Below are 16,754 nucleotides of genomic sequence, written 5' to 3' on the forward strand. Positions count from 1 at the left end.
AGAGATGGCGTCACGCTTTGCCTCACTGGCGTTAAATCATTTAACCCGTGAATACCCGAATAAGCTGACGCACGCGCTTTCAGGCCCCGAAGACGCACAGGGACCGCGCGCGCTGCACCCTATTTTCTACGGCAGCTATGACTGGCACTCTTGCGTTCACGGCTACTGGCTGCTGCTGCGCCTGCTCGAGCGTTATCCCGAACTGCCAGAGCGTGACAAAATTATTGCCGTGGTAGACGCACATTTTACCGCTGAGAACGTGGCGGGCGAGATGCACTACCTGCAACAAAAACAGCATAACGGCTTCGAACGTCCTTACGGCTGGGCATGGTTTTTGGCGCTGGCTCAACAGCTTGATGCCATGACCTTACCGCAGGCGAAAGGCTGGGCAAAAACGCTGGCACCAATGACTGAATTTTTCGTCAAAAGCTTCTGCGATTTTTTGCCCAAGGCCACTTATCCTCTGCGCGTCGGCAGCCATTTTAATACGGCTTTCGCACTGGCATTGACGCTCGACTACGCCCGCAGTGCGTCGCGTAAAAAGCTGGCTTCATTGATTGAAGAGACGGCGCTGCGCTGGCATCTGGAAGACGTGAACTGTCAAGCGTGGGAACCGGGAGGTGATGAGTTTCTTTCGCCATCGCTAATGGAGGCCGAACTGATGCGCCGCGTATTGGCACCTCAGGCGTTTATTACCTGGTTTGGTCGATTTCTGCCGCATCTGGCGCAGGGGCAGCCTGAAACGCTGTTTGTTCCCGCTACGGTCACCGACCGCACCGACGGAAAAATTGGTCACCTGGATGGATTAAACCTCAGCCGTGCCTGGTGTCAGCGTTCGCTTGCTGCCGCACTGCCTGCTGGGGATGCTCGCATTACCCTGCTGACTCGCTCAGCCGATAAACACTTGAACAGCGCGCTGGGTCATCTCGACAGCGATTATGCGGGTGAACACTGGCTGGCAACGTTTGCCCTGCTGGCATTGGAGGCCTGATAACCACAGGGCCTCTGCCATCACCGAGTTGGGCGAGAACAGAGGCTGTGCCAGCGCTTAGCGAATAATGCCGCGCTTTGAGCGAGCAAAGAAGTGTTCAAAGCACACCAGCATCGAATATTCTTGCTGCTGGTGTGCAATTTCCTCCCTCACGTCCTCGATAGGCTCCGCACAGTGATACATGCGCTGATAAAGCTGGCGAATAATTAGCCTTAAATGCGGGTCCTCGACCCAGCGCAGCAGCGCCGCTTCATTGACCTCAATCGGCCTGCATCTATTACCTTCGGCGAGGACAAACGGCGGAACATCCTGTACCACGCATGAGCCAGCCAACACTTCACAGGCTCGTCCAAGAATACAAAACTGATGCACCGCGGCAAGCTTGCCGAGACACACTTGGTTATCTACCTCAACGTGTCCGGCCAGCACGCCGCCGAGGCCAATTTCAACTGCGTTACCCACCACGCAATCGTGTCCAATATGCACCTGATTAAGAAAAATATTATCATCGCCGATGGTCGTTACGCCCGAACCCTGCACAGTACCGCGATGAAACGTCGCTTTCTGACCAATCTGGTTACGATGGCCAATTTCCAGCCGAGTCGGCTCATTCCGATACTTCAAATCCTGATTAATCTCACCGAGTGAGCAGAATCTATCGATAAAATTATCCCTGCCGATGCGGGTATGTCCGTTAATCACGCCATGGGAAAGAACAATCGTTCCCTCACCTATTTCTACATTGCTTTGAATATGACAAAAGGGACCGATGCGAACGTTTGCACCGATAATCGCGCCCTTTTCAATAATACTGTTACCCGCGATAACGGCAGAAGAGTGGATCACGTTAGAAAATCTCCAGATGTCCCTTCCCCTGAGAACAGGAAAACAAACACCGGCAATTAATTCGCATAAGGCGAAATTAAGGAGGGAATGAGCAGGAAAAGGAGAGTGAATACTCTTTGTCTGCGGTATGCAGGGGGACTCATGCGTTAACAAAGCCCAAACGTGACCTGACTCACATAGACTAAAGAAAAATGGCAGCTAACCCAGCATGGTTTAATTTATATATTTTTTGAACCTTGTAAGGGTTGAACGTTCGTGAAATTAATTATTAATGCTTTCTTAAGCTTAACGGTTCAGCATGTGCGATCGGCTCAACGCGGCATGCGTTAAAGCCAGTTTTTCTTAGGCATCTTTGCCAACCTGAGCCAATTGGAGCCAGCATTGCGAAATTTCATTCCTAAAATCAGCTATTTTTGGCTGACGTTGTTGCTAAGCCTTTATTTCACTTTTGTAGTCAACTTCCCGGTTCTGCAGCATTTTTATCAAATCTTGCATGCTCTTTCGGCTTACAAAATTGGCTTTGCCTTATCTATTCCGGTGGTGCTGTTTGCCGCACTGAACTTTGTATTTACGCCTTTTACCTTTAAACCCCTTTTAAAGCCGTTCTTTATTATCCTGCTACTGATAAGTGCCATCGCCGCCTATGCGCAGCTGGTGTTCCATGTGATATTTGACCGTGGGATGATTGAAAACATTGCTGAAACCCAGCAAAGTGAAGCTTCCTCTTATTTAAACGCGTCTGTCGTTATCTGGTTTGTGCTCACCGGCCTGTTGCCCGCGCTGCTGCTGCTCAAAGTGCCGGTCGTTTATAATCAGACGGTACTTAAACGGCTCGGCGTGCGCGTACTTTCAATGCTTGTCTCACTCGCGCTTATCGGGGGCGTAGCGACCCTTTATTACAAAGACTATGCCTCGGTGGGCCGCAATAACCGTACACTAAATCTCGAAATATTGCCGACCAACTACCTCTACAGCGGTTTTCAGTACATTAATCACAAGTATCTGAGCACGCCGTTGCCGTATGAAAAAGTGGGCACCGATGCCAAACTGGTACAAAAAGCCGGAGAAAAACCGACGCTGATGTTCCTGGTTATTGGCGAAACAGGCCGCGCCCAGAATCAGTCCTTCAACGGGTACGACAAGCCAACCAATAGCTTCACGCAAAAAACGCCGGACACGGTGTTCTTCAATCATGTCAGTTCATGCGGTACGGCCACGGCCGTCTCCGTCCCCTGCATGTTTTCCGACATGAAGCGCGTCGATTTCAACAACGAACGAGCGCATCGCAGTGACAGTTTCCTCGATATTTTACAGCGTGCTGGTGTCTCCGTTTATTGGAAAGACAACGACGAAGGGTGTAAAGGCGTGTGCGATCGTGTGCCAAACGTCACCCTCGATACCAAAAAAGACGGCAAATTCTGCGACGGTGAAACCTGCTACGACGCCGCCTTGCTCGAAAACCTGGACGACAAAATTGTCGATGACGGAAAGAACAAACTGATTGGCTTGCACCTGATAGGCAGCCACGGCCCGACCTATTATCAGCGCTATCCCGACAGTTTCCGCTTCTTTATGCCCGACTGTGAGAGAAGTGATATTGAAAACTGCAGTCACGAACAGCTGGTCAATACCTATGACAATACCGTGCGTTACACCGACTACGTGCTGACGCAGGTGATTGCCAAGGCGAAGCAGTACCAGGACAAGTACAATGTCGTGATGATTTATCTGTCGGACCACGGGGAGTCACTGGGCGAAGATGGCCTCTATCTGCACGGCACGCCTTACAGCGTTGCACCGCCGCAGCAAACTCACGTACCGATGATGTTCTGGCTTTCGCCGCAGTACGCGTCAGCACAGGGAATTTCGCTGAGCTGTTTACAGGCCGAAGCGGCAAAGAATGACTATTCGCAGGATAACCTGTTCCATACCGTTCTTGATGCCATGGACGTTAAAACCGCGGCTATTGATCCCACGCTGGATATCTTTAAGAGCTGTAGAACGGCCCAGTAAATCATGATGAACCGACCCGCCGCTCAATTTCTGCTACAAAGGCGTTGAGCGTCGGGTCATAACTGTGTTTTTCACTGTTGTAGCTCAGATACAGCGCCGTTTTACGCACCGCGCGTTTCCCCAACGGCAGCATGATCAGTTCACCGCTCTGCAAACGCGCCTTTACGCTGTGCAGCGGCACCCAGCCGTAGCCCACGCCGTGTGCAATTGCCTCAATAGCCGATTCAATCGTGGTAAAACTCCAGTTTACCGTCTCATAAGGCTTACGTTTTTCGTCACGCTGCGAGTCCCGGTCTACCAGCGTTATCAATGGGTAACGCGCCAACTCGGTATTGCTAATCGGCACTGTACTCAACAACAGAGGGTGGCCGCTTTTGACCACCGGTACAAACTCCACGTCAACCAACCAGCGGCTGTTAAGGGTATTTTCGGCGGGCTGAGTGGTGATGTAGATATCGGCAGTGCGCGCCTGCAGCTGGCGATCGGTTTCATTACGTAAAATTTCAGTCAACTGCAGCTGGGTGTCGGGAAAAGTCTGTTGAAAAGCCTGCAGGGCTGAAAAAAGGCTTTCTTTGGCAAACACTGCATCCACCACCAGGCTTATCTGCGTGCGTGCTCCCTGACGTAATCCATGCGCTCGGGCCTCAAGCTGAGTAAAGGCTGCGATCAACGGCTGCGCCTGAGACAGCAGCGCTCTGCCCTGCTCGGTTAACTCGGCTTTGCGCCCAACAACTTTCAACAGCGGCAACCCAATCCGCTCCTGTAGGCTAGAAAGCGCATAACTAACTGAAGACTGACTGCGAAACAGCACTGCCGCCGCCTGAGCATAGCTTCCTTCAGTGACCACCGTCTGTAATACAACCCACTGTTCCAGCGTAGTATGTGGCAGTTCCATAGCTAATCCATCTAATTATTAGATATATATCATCGTATATCAGCGTTATTCAATCGAATTTGCAAGGAGTAGATTAGTTCTATCGCAACAAATCACGGCATCACAGGCCATCGAGGAGATAACAATGAGCAGCTTTGATAAAACAGACTTAAGCGGTTTTTTGGGCAAACACGTGGTTTATACCTACGATAATGGCTGGAACTATGAGATCTACGTTAAAAATGCCACCACGCTCGACTACCGCATTCACAGCGGCATCGTGGCCAACCGCTGGGTCAAAGACCAGCATGCCTACATCGTTAGGGTGGCGCAGCTTGTGTATAAAGTTTCATGGACCGAGCCGACCGGAACCGACGTCAGCCTGATAGTCAACCTAGCCGACAAGGTGTTTCACGGCACAATATTCTTTCCGCGCTGGGTGATGAACAATCCTCAAAAAACCGTCTGCTTCCAAAACGAGCATATTGCAAAAATGGAAGCCTACCGCGAGGCAGGTCCGGCTTATCCAACCGAAGTGATTGACGAATTCGCCACTATCACTTTTGTGCGCGACTGTGGTACGGACAATGACGACGTGATTAACTGCGCGGCCAGTGAATTACCCCAAGATTTTCCTGAAAATCTACGTTAATCACTTATTCACGTAAATTGGACATCGTTACGTCGCTCAAAAAGGGGATCCATTATCGCAGGATCCCCCAAATTCATGGGTTCTCATCACTATATTGAGCGATCAATCAACGCAGTACTTTGAACAAGGCCTGATTGAACTTCTCGGGTTCTTCCATCTGTGGGGCATGCCCCAATCCCTTAAATTCAACCAGTTTAGAATGCGGAATAAGCTTCGCCGCCTGCTTGCCTAACACGTTGTAATGCCCCAGCTTTGCCTTGACCTCCGGTGAAGCAATGTCGCTGCCAATCGCGGTGGTATCGGAGGTGCCAATCATCAACGTGGTCGGTACACGCAGATTTTTCAGCTCGTAAAACACCGGCTGGGTAAAGATCATGTCGTAAATCAGCGCCGAATTCCACGCTACCAGCTTGTGCCCAGGACCGTTATTCAGTCCCGCGAGCATATCGACCCAGCGGTCATATTCTGGCTTCCATTTACCGACATAATACGTTTTCAATTCATAGTCGTGGATGCTTTGGGCCGACAGTTTCAATTCGCGGTCATACCATTGATCCACCGTACGATAAGGCGCGCCCTTGGCCTTCCAGTCTTCAAGACCAATAGGATTCACCAGCACCAGTTTTGATACCTGCTGCGGATACATAAGCGCATAGCGCGTAGCCAGCATGCCTCCGGTTGAATGACCGATAATAACGGCTTTGGAAATTTTCAAACTTTTGAGCAAATCGTGGGTATTCGTCGCTAACTGCTGAAAAGTGTATTGATAATGCTCCGGTTTGGTTGAAGAGCAAAAACCTATCTGGTCCGGCGCCACGACGCGGTATCCCTTACCCAGCAATGCCTTAATGGTGTCACCCCACGTCGCGCCGCAGAAATTTTTGCCGTGCATCAGCACCACCGTTTGGCCATTTTTCTTACCCACCGGCTGCACGTCCATATAGCCCATTTGCAGCGGGACACCCTGAGAGTTAAATGAAAAATGTTTAAGTGGATAAGGATAATCAAAACCCTGCAGTTGAGGCCCGTAAGAGGGAGCCTCTGCGGCCACAGCGGCGGCCGAGGTCAACGCGAACGCCAGAAAAGAAACGGAAAGCACTTTTTTGAAAGAACGGATCATGGAATTTCCCAGATAAATTGCCAATATGCGGGCTATAAGAGCCGAATTTTAAGGGGTTTAGCTTCAAGAATGAATCATTAATAGTGACAAATTGTTTAGGCATACTGCCTTATATACTAGAGACAGACTGGCGCAGAGCGCTAAAATTGATTGAAACAGGCACGACGAAAACAATAACGTGAGCTACGTTTGATAAGATGAACGCTCAAGTGGCATAAGTCGCCATTATTGGTACTATTCTTCGGGATTTAAGCCCTACTTTCTTATAACCTACTGAATGTTCACACTTTGCGAGCAAAATCATGATCAAGTGGCCGTGGAAAAGTAATGAACTGATAATTGATAAAAGCGAAGTATGGCAGCAGGCGCTAGACATCCCCCTTTTTTCAGATTTAAACAGCCATGAACAACAGCGGCTCATCCACGTCGCGGGTCAGCTTTTGCAGCAAAAAAAATTGCAACTCCTGCAAGGTGTTGAACTTGAAGAGGCCATGCAGGCGAGAATTGCGCTGCTTTTCGCCCTACCGGTGATGGAACTGGGTGCTGAGTGGCTCGACGGTTTTCATGAGATCCTGCTTTATCCCTCCCCCTTCATCGTGAGTACACCCTGGCAAGACGAGAACGGCATTGTGCATTCCGGCACGCAGACTCAGTCAGGTCAAAGCTGGGATCAGGGTCCAATCGTCCTGAACTGGCTAGACGTACAGGACTCTTTCGACACATCAGGGTTTAATCTGGTTATCCACGAGGCCGCCCACAAGCTTGACATCCGCAACGGCGGCGAGGCGACCGGTATTCCGCCTATTCCGCTACGTGAGGTGGTAGCATGGGAGCATGACTTGCACGCCGCCATGGAAAACCTGCAGGACGAAATTGACATGGTCGGCGAAGAGGCCGCCAGCATGGACGCCTACGCCGCAACAGACCCCGCAGAATGTTTTGCGGTGCTTTCCGAATACTTCTTTAGTGCCCCCGATCTTCTTTCTGAACGCTTCCCACTGGTTTATGGCCATTTCACCCGTTTTTATAAGCAAGATCCCCTGATGCGCCAGGCCCGTGGACGAGTCTGCGACTGTTAGCATTCCACCACGTAAGCCAAAATATGCCGGTGAACGCTGATTTCTGGCTCACTTTGCTCAGTTGCTGAGCAGTCGAACGCCGTATCGTAATTTGGCGTTGACACACCCACGCCCTCTGGATATGATGCGCCCCGTTCACACGATTCCTCTGTAGTTCAGTCGGTAGAACGGCGGACTGTTAATCCGTATGTCACTGGTTCGAGTCCAGTCAGAGGAGCCAAATTTAGAAAAGCCCGCACAAGGAAACTTGCGCGGGCTTTTTGCTTTTACGGTTGTTACTCAGATTGATGGCCTGATTTGGGGGTCGTTTCGCTTCGATTATGGAGTGACCACCCCATGTCTCTTAACGACAGTAAAATCCGCAACTTAAAATCATCTGTTCAACCCTTTAAAATCTTTGGTTCCTAAGGTCAATATCTTTAAAAATAACTACGAATCCAGGCATTATCAGCCATGACAGGTTCTTGCGGATCGATTGCATTACATCGTGCTTCATTAACGCATGTGTAAATAATCCCTCTGTAACTCACTACATCACCCTTCTCAATTTGCCCCATTTTATCAGCACTCAATAAATAGTCATAAGCCGTGATATCAGATACAGCCGGCGAACTATTATCCACCCCACCGCAGTTGCCTTTATCCGCGCCCACAATGCATATTTCAACGTCTAACCGGCGTTCATCAGTAGGTACTGTGATAATTGTTGTAAACTTTGCCTTTTGGCTTTTACTGATACTTGGCGCCATAAATGAAAGCTTGTCATGGTTAATTTCAACCTTGGTATTTTTCAACAACTGCGTAGTCGCGTTGTCCATTTCCCATTTATAGGTGAATTTTTTATTTTGTTCCTCCTTGCCGTTGAGAATATCAAATGAGATCTCTGCTTTAGCCCCGGCGTTTACATAATCAGTAACTTTCACGCCATCACATTTAAAAAACGAACCATCCTGGCAAAATGTATGGGTGATGACATCATACTTACCATTATTGTCCACAACAGCTTGCAAGCGAGACTTACGTGGCAGGAACGAAGGAATACCCGTAGTTGCCGTTTTGCCAGAAGATTTAAGGAATACTGCCCTAACACGTTCAGCTGGGAATTCACCTAACGCTGTATAATTAATAAACCAACTGATGTCATTTTCATTCACATCGGAATTTTTAAGTTCAAAGCGCGCATGTGTTGATTCGCGGCTAATCGTAGTCGGGCCATCAATATATACATTGCTGAGATATTCAGTTGACGCAAAAGCAGTGGAAAAAGCCAGTCCTAGTGAGACACACAATGCAACTTGGGTTATACGTTTCATTCGTTCATCCTTTAACGTTATTATTTACTACTGGTATCAGCAGTGATTGCAATTATACTAATTAAATAAAATAATGTAACCAAGTGTAAATAAATTAGAAATGTCTGCACTTCAGATAGATATTTCCCCTAGAACGTATCATCCCATTGAAAGCACGAATGCTCACGCAAGCGTTTTAAAAAGTCTTGAGGGTATATAGGGTTAGTGCAGTAATATCAGTTTCGGATCTGTGAATAGAGACAAAGGGCGCATGATGCGCCCTTTGTCTCTATTTTTTATCGTCGTGAACTTTCAATAGCCCGGCACGTGGGCGGCTTTCATGATGAGATTTGCAACAGCCACTGGCTGGGATATTAACGATACGTGACTGGATTTTAACTCTATCGTTTGAGCGTGCATACGTTTAGCCATAAAGCGCTCAAGATCGGGGTTAATGGTGCGATCCTCAGTAGATACCGCATAAAACGTTGGCTTGAATTGCCATGCGGCTACTGTCGTTTTGGCCATGGTGATAGCCTTACCCATCGGCTGTTGTACGGCGTAGTAGGCTTTGGCCTCACTGACAGGTAAATCTCCCGCAAAATCATGAATAAACGCCGATTCGCTCAAAGCCCCATAACCGTCATTCCATGTTAAGCCTGCTGAAGCCGGAGCTGCTGGATATTTTTTTGTCAGGGCCGGGTAATCTTCTCCTGCGGCCGGTGCGCGGGCCGCAATATAGACCAGACCTTTCACTTCAGGCTCATTACCGGCTTGGGTGATCACCATTCCGCCATAGGAGTGTGCCACCAGAATAACCGGGCCATTTTGCAAGGCAAGCGCACGTTTAACCGCCGCGACATCATCATCAAGTGAGGTCGTTGGATTTTGTACTGCCGTCACATGGAGGCCTTTTGCCTGAAGCAACGGGATAACCTTAGACCAACTGGAGGCGTCAGCAAATAAGCCATGAACCAGAACAATATTGGTGACTTCCTGTGGAGACGTTGTTTTTGTGCTGGTTGCTGTGTCGGCATGAACAACAGAGGCGCTCATTCCAGCAAGCACAAGGGAGGCGATTAAAGACAGATTGCGTAATTTCATAATGGATACTCAAGTGAAGGTGTGACTCACAATATACCCAGCGAGAACCAACAAAAGTCTGTCGAGAAAATGACAAAATAATGACGTACCAAAAAGCCTAGCTCTTGTGTATAGACTTAATTATTTCTTGAAAGGGTGAAACGAGATAAATCCCCTTATGCGTCAAACTCATAAGGGGATAATTAACAACGACGTTTATTGAGGTAACGCGTAGGCAATCACGAAGTTACCGCGTGGGGTATGCATGAAATGGTGACCTGTCGCGGTAATCACTACAAACTCGCGCCCGCCCTGCTCGTAAACCATCGGTGTAGCCTGCGCACCCGCCGGTAAGGCGACTGACCATATCGTTTTGCCGGTGGTGATATCGATGGCACGGAAAAGGTTATCCGTGGCGGCAGCAATAAAGATAAGACCTGACTGGGTCACCACTGAGCCACCGTTGTTCGGGGTACCAATGTTGATAGGCAAACCGGTCGGCAAGCCAAACGGACCATTCTCGCGCGCGGTGCCCAGCGGGCGATCCCAGACAGTTCGACCATCGCGAATATCAATTGCGCGGATCCCGCCGTACGGTGGCTCTTTGCAAAGCATACCTGTGAACGGGAGCTGCCAGCCAGCATTAACATTTACCGCAACAGGAACGCCTTCTTGTGGATCCCCAGCACCTTCGGCACGCGCTTCGGCGACGGGGTCATTAAGAACATCACGCGCCTTCCAGCCCATAGCATCCGCATCTTTACGGCTGACCAGTTTGGTATAGTTGGGCATGTCATTGTAGTTAGCAATGATCAGGCCTCGGGCCGGATCGAACGCCACACCACCCCAGTCAACGCCCCCGTTGTAACCCGGGTAATCGATGATCGGTTTATCCAGACTCGGTGGCGTAAACCTACCGCGATAATCCGCCTGAGCGAACTGGATACGGCACACCAATTGGTCTATCGGCGTCAGGCCCCACATATTCTCAGGTTTGAGATCAGGCTTGGCCAGCGAATTAAACAGCGAGAAGGGTTGAGTCTTGCTGCGCGCCTGCGGCTCAAGGCCACCCTGCGGCACGGCGCGTTCTTCAACACCGAACAATGATTTACCGGTCGCGCGATTAAGCACGTAGGTTTCACCGTTCTTGGTGGGGAAGATTATTGCCGGAATTTTAGTGCCGTCCGCCTGAGGATAATCGACGAGCGTAGGTGAAGCACCCGGATCGTAATCCCAAACGTCATTATGCGTATTTTGGAACGACCAACGCGGCTGGCCGGTTTCAATATCCAACGCAGTCAGTGAAGGAGAATACTTGTTCTCGTTTGGCGTGCGGCTACTCGAGTAGTAATCCCCTGAAGCGTTGGCTACGGGCAGATACACCAGGCCCAGCTTGTCGTCACCCGTGAAGGGAGCCCATACGTCCGGTGAACCGCGTTTGTACTGATCATCGCCGGTACGCGGCGCGGTGTTTTGGGGATCGGCGGCATCCCATACCCACTTCAGTCGACCCGTCTTGACGTCGTAAGCTTTCGTCACACCTGCCGGACCAAAAGCACGTTGCCCGTCAACCGTGGTGTGGCCAACCACCAGCGTGTCACGGATAACCGCAGGAGGTGAGGTGATTGAGACATAGCCGTGATAAATCTTGCCCATATCATCGGTGATGCTGACCTCGCCGTTCTTGCCGAAGTCCTGACAGCGCTTGCCTGTCTGCGCATCAAGCTCAATAACGCGAGCATCGAGCGTACCGACAATGACGCGGCGTTCACAGGCAGCAGCACCAGAGCTGGCTGCTGTGGTGGAAACGCCAGCGTCCTGATAGTAGGCCATAGAGCGGCATGACGGAGTATAAGGCACCGACTCAGGCGTAATACCCGGATCAAACTCCCACTGCTTCTTGCCTGTTGATGCGTCCAGGGCGACCACTTTATTAAGATAGCCGCAGACATACAGCGTGTTGCCAATCTTCAATGGCGTATTCTGCACGCCCCAGCGGGTATCTTTAGGCACATCGCCCGCTTCGGACTGCCAGGCAACCTGAAGGTTCTTCACATTATCGGGCGTTATCTGCGTGGCTGAAGAGTAACGGTCTGTGGCCTGATTACCACCATAAGATGTCCAGTCAGTAGACGGAATAACGTGATTCACGCCGCTCCCTGTGTCAGCCTGGAATGTATTATCCGTTCCGGTAGGCACGTCCTTCGCTTGTGTAACATGGTACGGCACGAAAGCCAGTCCGCCTGCCACGATGAAAGCCAGCACCAGAATGCCTGATACCGTACGAGATACGCGTCGTGCGAGTCCACGGTGTAAGGTAGGCAGTAAAAACGAGAAGGCGATGGCGAAAATCAGCATCAGGGCGAAACGCGGCACCCATCCCCAGTAATCGGTGCCGGACTCGACGATAGTCCAGATAAGGGTAAAGATGAACAGCACACCAAACCACCCGGTGGCTTTCGATGATCTGCGAGCAAGATATACTGCACTGATAACGCTGAGAATCCCTGCAATCGCGTAGTACCAGTTACCGCCAAGCGCAATAAGCCAAACGCCTCCGGCAATCATGGCTATGCCGAAAAAGCCCAATAAGAGTGCGAGTAACCAACGCCCCACCCTTCCAAAGGCACATTCTGTACTCTTCATGATAGATCCCTAATAGAAAATATAACTCTGTCAGGCAACTTTCGTAGCTTGCTTCGTGAATACTCCTGCCGGGGCTGCAATAAAACGCCCTGAGAATATACAGTGAAGGGGTAACCTGAAGCCGCCCTTTCCTTACGAATCTTGACTCAAGCTTACAATGTGTTTGTTACAATTTATGCTTATTTGTTATTAAATTGAAAACAGACACATTATTAAGGCTCATCATTAGAGAGCTTATTCCGTCATCGGAATTACCAAAAATCAGGCTTAAACTGCCACTCATTATTCTGTAGCAGATTGAGCATCCCCTCTTCATAGAGGATATGGCGCCAACGGGTAAAAAGTCGTAAAAATCACAGATCAATGCCCTGCATCCGCATGCTGGATTCAATAGACCAGCATTGAGGCTGAATAAACGCCAACCGGTGTAAAATTTGTAGCATGAGCAGCGGTGCCAAAGATTCACTCTCTGACTGAAAAGCGGGGATGGCATTAATTTGACTGCTTCTCAACATAGTAGAGGCCATTGGCGATTAAATGACAGTGAAAATGATAATCATTTTTATTTACATATCAAGCCTGTTTTGCATCATTAAGTGACGATTGACGGTGTGAAAGCCCTCTATTCGTGGTGAGTAGAGGGCTTTTTCTCTGCTGTTTAAAGCTATTCGATACCCAGTTGCTGCATAACGCGTTCAATATCGAGGCGAATTTGCTGCTGCAAGGCGGGCTTCTGATGTTTCGCCTTGCGCATCAGCTCACTCTCCAGTCGCTGCTCAAGCTCGCAGAGTCGTGCCAACAGCAAATCTTCATTAGACATCGGCGCATCCGCCTCAACCAGGTGTGGCAGCTTATAGCCAGACTCGGCAGACATCGCACCCTGCACGGTGGTTTTTCCACTGAGCAGTCCATAAACCGGCTCAAGCTGATACCACTCTTCAAGCCTGTTCTCATGCACTAACCAAAAACGATTACAGCTGTTTTCAATCAGTGCCCTGTCGTGACTTACCAGCAGCACTGCGCCGGTAAACTCACGCAGCGTCTCGGCCAGTTCCTCCTTGCCCTCCATGTCGAGGTGGTTGGTGGGTTCATCGAGCAACAACAGCGAGTATTTCGCCAGCGTCAGCCCAACAAACAGCAGGCGCGAGCGTTCACCACCGCTCAAAACGCCCACCCGCTGCTGATGACGCACATAAGGGAAACCGGCACCAATCAGTGCCCTCTTCCGCTGTTCTTCGGTTAACGGCGCAAAGGCGCTTAACGCCTCACTGAGAGTGTCGTCGTCGCGCAACTGCTGAAGGCTCTGGTCGTAATAGCCCACCTCGGCGCGAGGGTGCCAGTTTACGCCCAGTTCACCGTCACCAATTGAACGCCACAGCAGACGCAACATTGAGGATTTCCCACAGCCGTTGCGGCCCATAATCGCAATACGGTCGCCGCTTTTAATCTGCAAATTTTGCAGTGAAAACAGCGGCGCTGCGTCTTTAGCGGGGCAAACGTTCAGTTCGGTGAGCGCCAGCACGCGGTCGGCGTCCAGGCGTTCACCCAACAGCTGCAGTCGCCACGCATTGGCCGCGGCCATCTGCGTTTGGTCATCCTTCATTCGGTCGACCTGCTTCTCCATCTGTTTAGCTTTGCGCGCAAGGCCTTCGTTGTCATAAACCTTGCCCCACATCGCCAGACGGTTTGCACTCTTCTCCACTCTGTCTATTTCGCGCTGTTCGGCGTTATGCCGTTCGGCATCAGTTTTATCGCGATGCGCCAAGGCGGCTCTCGCCTCGCTGCAACTCAATCCAAAGTAGTGCAGCGTTTTATCACGCAGGATCCAGGTGCTATTAGTCAGACTGTCGAGCAGAACCGCGTCGTGGGAAACCAAGATAAAGCTGCCGTTCCACTGCCGTAGAAAATCACCCAGCCACAGCAGCGTGGGCAAATCCAGATGATTACCGGGTTCATCGAGCAGCAGCAGATCAGGTTCGAGGATCAGCGCGCGCGCCAGCATCAAACGCGTATGCTGTCCGCCACTCAGCGTTGATACCGCCTGTGACCAGCTTGAGGGAGCAAAGTCTAGCGTGGCGAGCAGTTTTTCGGCGCGCCAACTTTCGCTGATACGCTGACTTTCAGGCAGACGCTCATTAATAACCTCAAGCAGCGGGCGGGATTTTAAAGATTCAGGCAGATGCTGTTCAATGGTTGCCAACAGGCAGTGACCCGCGCGCGTTACTCTGCCTGAGGTCGGAGATAAATTGCCATTGAGAAGATTGATAAAGGTACTTTTCCCGCTGCCATTGTGGCCGATTAAGCCAACGCGATCGCCCTTTTTAAGATTGAACGAAATCTCAGTCAGCAGAGGACCGAACGGCGTCTCATAGGAGACAGATTGGGCTGATAGTAATGTGCTCATTATGTATTCCAGAATTGCAGGCAATAGAATGCCCGTCGTCAAAAAAGCTGACGACAACCCGGAATGCTGAAGGGAAGTGCGAGGTTAACTCTTGATGTCTTCGCTCAAGCAGGGTTATCGCAGCACGAGGCCGGAAACGCTTGAGCACAGGCGATCACCAAAGAAATGTGAGTGTTTAATCAAATCACATAAAATCATGGGGGTTCCTCCTTATTAGTATCTGGTTGATGAATGATTTCAGTGTATCTTTGATTAAGCGACAGTCAATACTGAAAAAAGGATAAGGCGACAGAGATGGAAAAAAAAACGATTGCTCAAGACCAAATCCGTGACCGTTTTTCCAAAGCCATGTCACGCATGTATCAGCAGGAAGTGCCTCAGTACGGCACGTTGCTGGAAATTGTTAAAGAAACCAACGCGCATTATTTGAGTCAAAACCCCGCTACTTTTGCCACCGAAGAGCAATCCTTGGCGCTAAACCGGCTCGACGTGGAAAGGCACGGTGCAATTCGCCTGGGCAGTGCTCGAGAACTGACCACCATGAAGGACTTGTTCGCAGTGATGGGCATGTCGGCGGTGGGTTATTACGATTTATCAGCAGCCGGTGTGCCGGTGCACTCCACGGCGTTTCGCCCGGTAAGCGACGCGGCGCTGCAGATTAACCCTTTCCGGGTATTCACCTCGCTGCTGCGTCTTGAGCTGATTGATAATCTTGAGCTTAGAGAAAAAGCGCGCCAGATATTGGCGGCGAGAGAAATATTTTCCCCACGCGTACGCGAGCTGATTGCGCTCAGCAAGAAGCAGGCTGGACTCGACGATGCAGAGGCCAACGAGTTCGTCATCGAAGCACTGAAAACCTTCCGCTGGCACAGTGAGGCGTTGGTAGACCTCGAAACGTATACTGCGCTGCTCGAGCATCATCGTCTGATTGCCGACGTGGTGTGTTTTAAGGGGCCGCACATTAATCACCTCACGCCACGAACGCTGGATATCGATACGGTGCAGCATAAAATGCCCGACTACGGCATCACGCCAAAAGAGGTGATCGAAGGGCCGCCCCGCCGCCGCGTGCCAATTTTGCTGCGTCAAACCAGCTTCAAGGCGCTCAGCGAAAAAATCACTTTCATCGACTCGGCGCAGGGCAAACATACTGCTCGGTTTGGCGAAATTGAACAGCGTGGGCTGGCACTGACGCCTCAAGGCCGCGCACTGTATGACAAACTGCTGCTTGAGGCTTCGTCATCTAACACCGCGAAAGATAACGACAGCCATCAGCGTCATTTCGACGCGATTTTTACTGCCTTTCCCGACGAGATTGAGCCACTGCGTTGCCAGGGGTTAGGCTATTTCCGCTATTCCTTGAGTGCTGGTGCAGTCATTCCACAAGACCAACGCGCTCCCGAGCATCTTGACGCACTGATCGAACAGGGTATCGTTGTGGTTACACCGATTATTTATGAAGACTTTTTACCGGTCAGCGCCGCGGGCATTTTCCAGTCCAATCTCGGCACAGAGAAAGGCCACGTCAGCGCCGGAAACCCTAATAAAGCGGCGTTCGAGTCCGCACTGGGTGCTGCCGTTATCGACGAGTTTTCGCTGTATGAAACGATTCAAACGCAGTCAATAAACCAACTGTTTGAACACGACGTGCGGGCCTAAATTGTATTTCTGTGATAAAAACGGAATAATGTACGGCGGCTAACGGCCAGCAAAACCCTACTTTTCAAATAGTTATATATTCATCAATCAGTTAA

The 16,754-nt window shown here is 50.3% G+C and carries 13 protein-coding genes and 1 tRNA gene; 6 read left to right on the plus strand and 8 right to left on the minus strand.

Annotated features, from left to right (window positions below):
• Positions 1-4 precede the first annotated feature (4 nt).
• On the plus strand, positions 5-991 hold the full coding sequence (locus tag GA565_RS15450) for a DUF2891 domain-containing protein (protein WP_152201546.1): 987 nt from the start codon (positions 5-7) through the stop codon (positions 989-991).
• Between the two features lie 57 nt (positions 992-1,048).
• Here GA565_RS15450 and lpxA read toward each other — a convergent pair whose 3' ends face one another.
• Entirely contained in the window at positions 1,049-1,837 is a 789-nt protein-coding gene (gene lpxA, locus GA565_RS15455; protein ID WP_152199203.1) for an acyl-ACP--UDP-N-acetylglucosamine O-acyltransferase, read from the minus strand.
• Between the two features lie 381 nt (positions 1,838-2,218).
• Between lpxA and GA565_RS15460 the strand changes: the two genes are divergently transcribed.
• Entirely contained in the window at positions 2,219-3,850 is a 1,632-nt protein-coding gene (locus tag GA565_RS15460) for a phosphoethanolamine transferase (protein ID WP_152199204.1), read from the plus strand.
• A gap of 1 nt (position 3,851) precedes the next feature.
• Here GA565_RS15460 and GA565_RS15465 read toward each other — a convergent pair whose 3' ends face one another.
• Entirely contained in the window at positions 3,852-4,745 is an 894-nt protein-coding gene (locus tag GA565_RS15465; protein WP_152199205.1) for a LysR family transcriptional regulator, read from the minus strand.
• Positions 4,746-4,869: 124 nt separating this feature from the next.
• Here GA565_RS15465 and GA565_RS15470 point away from each other — a divergent pair, with 124 nt between their 5' ends.
• Positions 4,870-5,376: a phenolic acid decarboxylase gene (locus GA565_RS15470; RefSeq protein WP_152199206.1), complete on the plus strand. Its 507-nt coding sequence runs from the start codon at positions 4,870-4,872 to the stop codon at positions 5,374-5,376.
• 106 nt (positions 5,377-5,482) lie between these two features.
• Here GA565_RS15470 and GA565_RS15475 read toward each other — a convergent pair whose 3' ends face one another.
• Complete coding sequence (locus GA565_RS15475) at positions 5,483-6,496, minus strand: alpha/beta fold hydrolase (protein ID WP_152199207.1); 1,014 nt, start codon at positions 6,494-6,496, stop codon at positions 5,483-5,485.
• Positions 6,497-6,798: 302 nt separating this feature from the next.
• Between GA565_RS15475 and mtfA the strand changes: the two genes are divergently transcribed.
• Together mtfA and GA565_RS15485 are read left to right on the plus strand one after the other, a co-directional pair.
• Positions 6,799-7,575, plus strand: a complete 777-nt coding sequence (gene mtfA, locus GA565_RS15480; RefSeq protein ID WP_152199208.1) for a DgsA anti-repressor MtfA — start codon at positions 6,799-6,801, stop codon at positions 7,573-7,575.
• 144 nt (positions 7,576-7,719) lie between these two features.
• Positions 7,720-7,795: transfer RNA gene (locus GA565_RS15485), tRNA-Asn, on the plus strand.
• A 199-nt stretch (positions 7,796-7,994) separates the two neighbouring features.
• Here GA565_RS15485 and GA565_RS15490 read toward each other — a convergent pair.
• The 5 genes from GA565_RS15490 to GA565_RS15505 form a co-directional block, all read right to left on the minus strand.
• On the minus strand, positions 7,995-8,888 hold the full coding sequence (locus tag GA565_RS15490) for a hypothetical protein (RefSeq protein ID WP_152199209.1): 894 nt from the start codon (positions 8,886-8,888) through the stop codon (positions 7,995-7,997).
• Positions 8,889-9,179: 291 nt separating this feature from the next.
• A complete protein-coding gene (locus GA565_RS15495) occupies positions 9,180-9,971 on the minus strand; it encodes an alpha/beta fold hydrolase (protein WP_152199210.1) in 792 nt (263 codons plus the stop codon).
• Positions 9,972-10,166: 195 nt separating this feature from the next.
• Entirely contained in the window at positions 10,167-12,596 is a 2,430-nt protein-coding gene (locus GA565_RS15500) for a membrane-bound PQQ-dependent dehydrogenase, glucose/quinate/shikimate family (protein WP_152199211.1), read from the minus strand.
• 353 nt (positions 12,597-12,949) lie between these two features.
• Entirely contained in the window at positions 12,950-13,111 is a 162-nt protein-coding gene (locus tag GA565_RS24635; RefSeq protein WP_193311920.1) for a hypothetical protein, read from the minus strand.
• 149 nt (positions 13,112-13,260) lie between these two features.
• Entirely contained in the window at positions 13,261-15,000 is a 1,740-nt protein-coding gene (locus tag GA565_RS15505; RefSeq protein ID WP_152199212.1) for an ABC-F family ATP-binding cassette domain-containing protein, read from the minus strand.
• Positions 15,001-15,294: 294 nt separating this feature from the next.
• Between GA565_RS15505 and GA565_RS15510 the strand changes: the two genes are divergently transcribed.
• Positions 15,295-16,659 (plus strand): VOC family protein, encoded by a 1,365-nt coding sequence (locus GA565_RS15510; protein ID WP_152199213.1) that lies wholly within the window; start codon positions 15,295-15,297, stop codon positions 16,657-16,659.
• Positions 16,660-16,754: the final 95 nt, after the last annotated feature.

Origin of the sequence: Rouxiella sp. S1S-2 (assembly GCF_009208105.1) — a bacterium.
Taxonomy (GTDB): Bacteria; Pseudomonadota; Gammaproteobacteria; order Enterobacterales; family Enterobacteriaceae; genus Rouxiella.

What these genes read in the sequence shown, in the direction of transcription:
- GA565_RS15475 (WP_152199207.1), bottom strand. Translation starts at nt 6,496, where the DNA reads ATGATCCGTTCTTTCAAAAAAGTGCTTTCCGTTTCTTTTCTGGCGTTC.
- GA565_RS15510 (WP_152199213.1), top strand. Translation starts at nt 15,295, where the DNA reads ATGGAAAAAAAAACGATTGCTCAAGACCAAATCCGTGACCGTTTTTCC.
- GA565_RS15450 (WP_152201546.1), top strand. Translation starts at nt 5, where the DNA reads ATGGCGTCACGCTTTGCCTCACTGGCGTTAAATCATTTAACCCGTGAA.
- mtfA (WP_152199208.1), top strand. Translation starts at nt 6,799, where the DNA reads ATGATCAAGTGGCCGTGGAAAAGTAATGAACTGATAATTGATAAAAGC.
- GA565_RS15470 (WP_152199206.1), top strand. Translation starts at nt 4,870, where the DNA reads ATGAGCAGCTTTGATAAAACAGACTTAAGCGGTTTTTTGGGCAAACAC.
- GA565_RS24635 (WP_193311920.1), bottom strand. Translation starts at nt 13,111, where the DNA reads ATGTTGAGAAGCAGTCAAATTAATGCCATCCCCGCTTTTCAGTCAGAG.
- GA565_RS15495 (WP_152199210.1), bottom strand. Translation starts at nt 9,971, where the DNA reads ATGAAATTACGCAATCTGTCTTTAATCGCCTCCCTTGTGCTTGCTGGA.
- GA565_RS15490 (WP_152199209.1), bottom strand. Translation starts at nt 8,888, where the DNA reads ATGAAACGTATAACCCAAGTTGCATTGTGTGTCTCACTAGGACTGGCT.
- GA565_RS15505 (WP_152199212.1), bottom strand. Translation starts at nt 15,000, where the DNA reads ATGAGCACATTACTATCAGCCCAATCTGTCTCCTATGAGACGCCGTTC.
- GA565_RS15500 (WP_152199211.1), bottom strand. Translation starts at nt 12,596, where the DNA reads ATGAAGAGTACAGAATGTGCCTTTGGAAGGGTGGGGCGTTGGTTACTC.
- GA565_RS15465 (WP_152199205.1), bottom strand. Translation starts at nt 4,745, where the DNA reads ATGGAACTGCCACATACTACGCTGGAACAGTGGGTTGTATTACAGACG.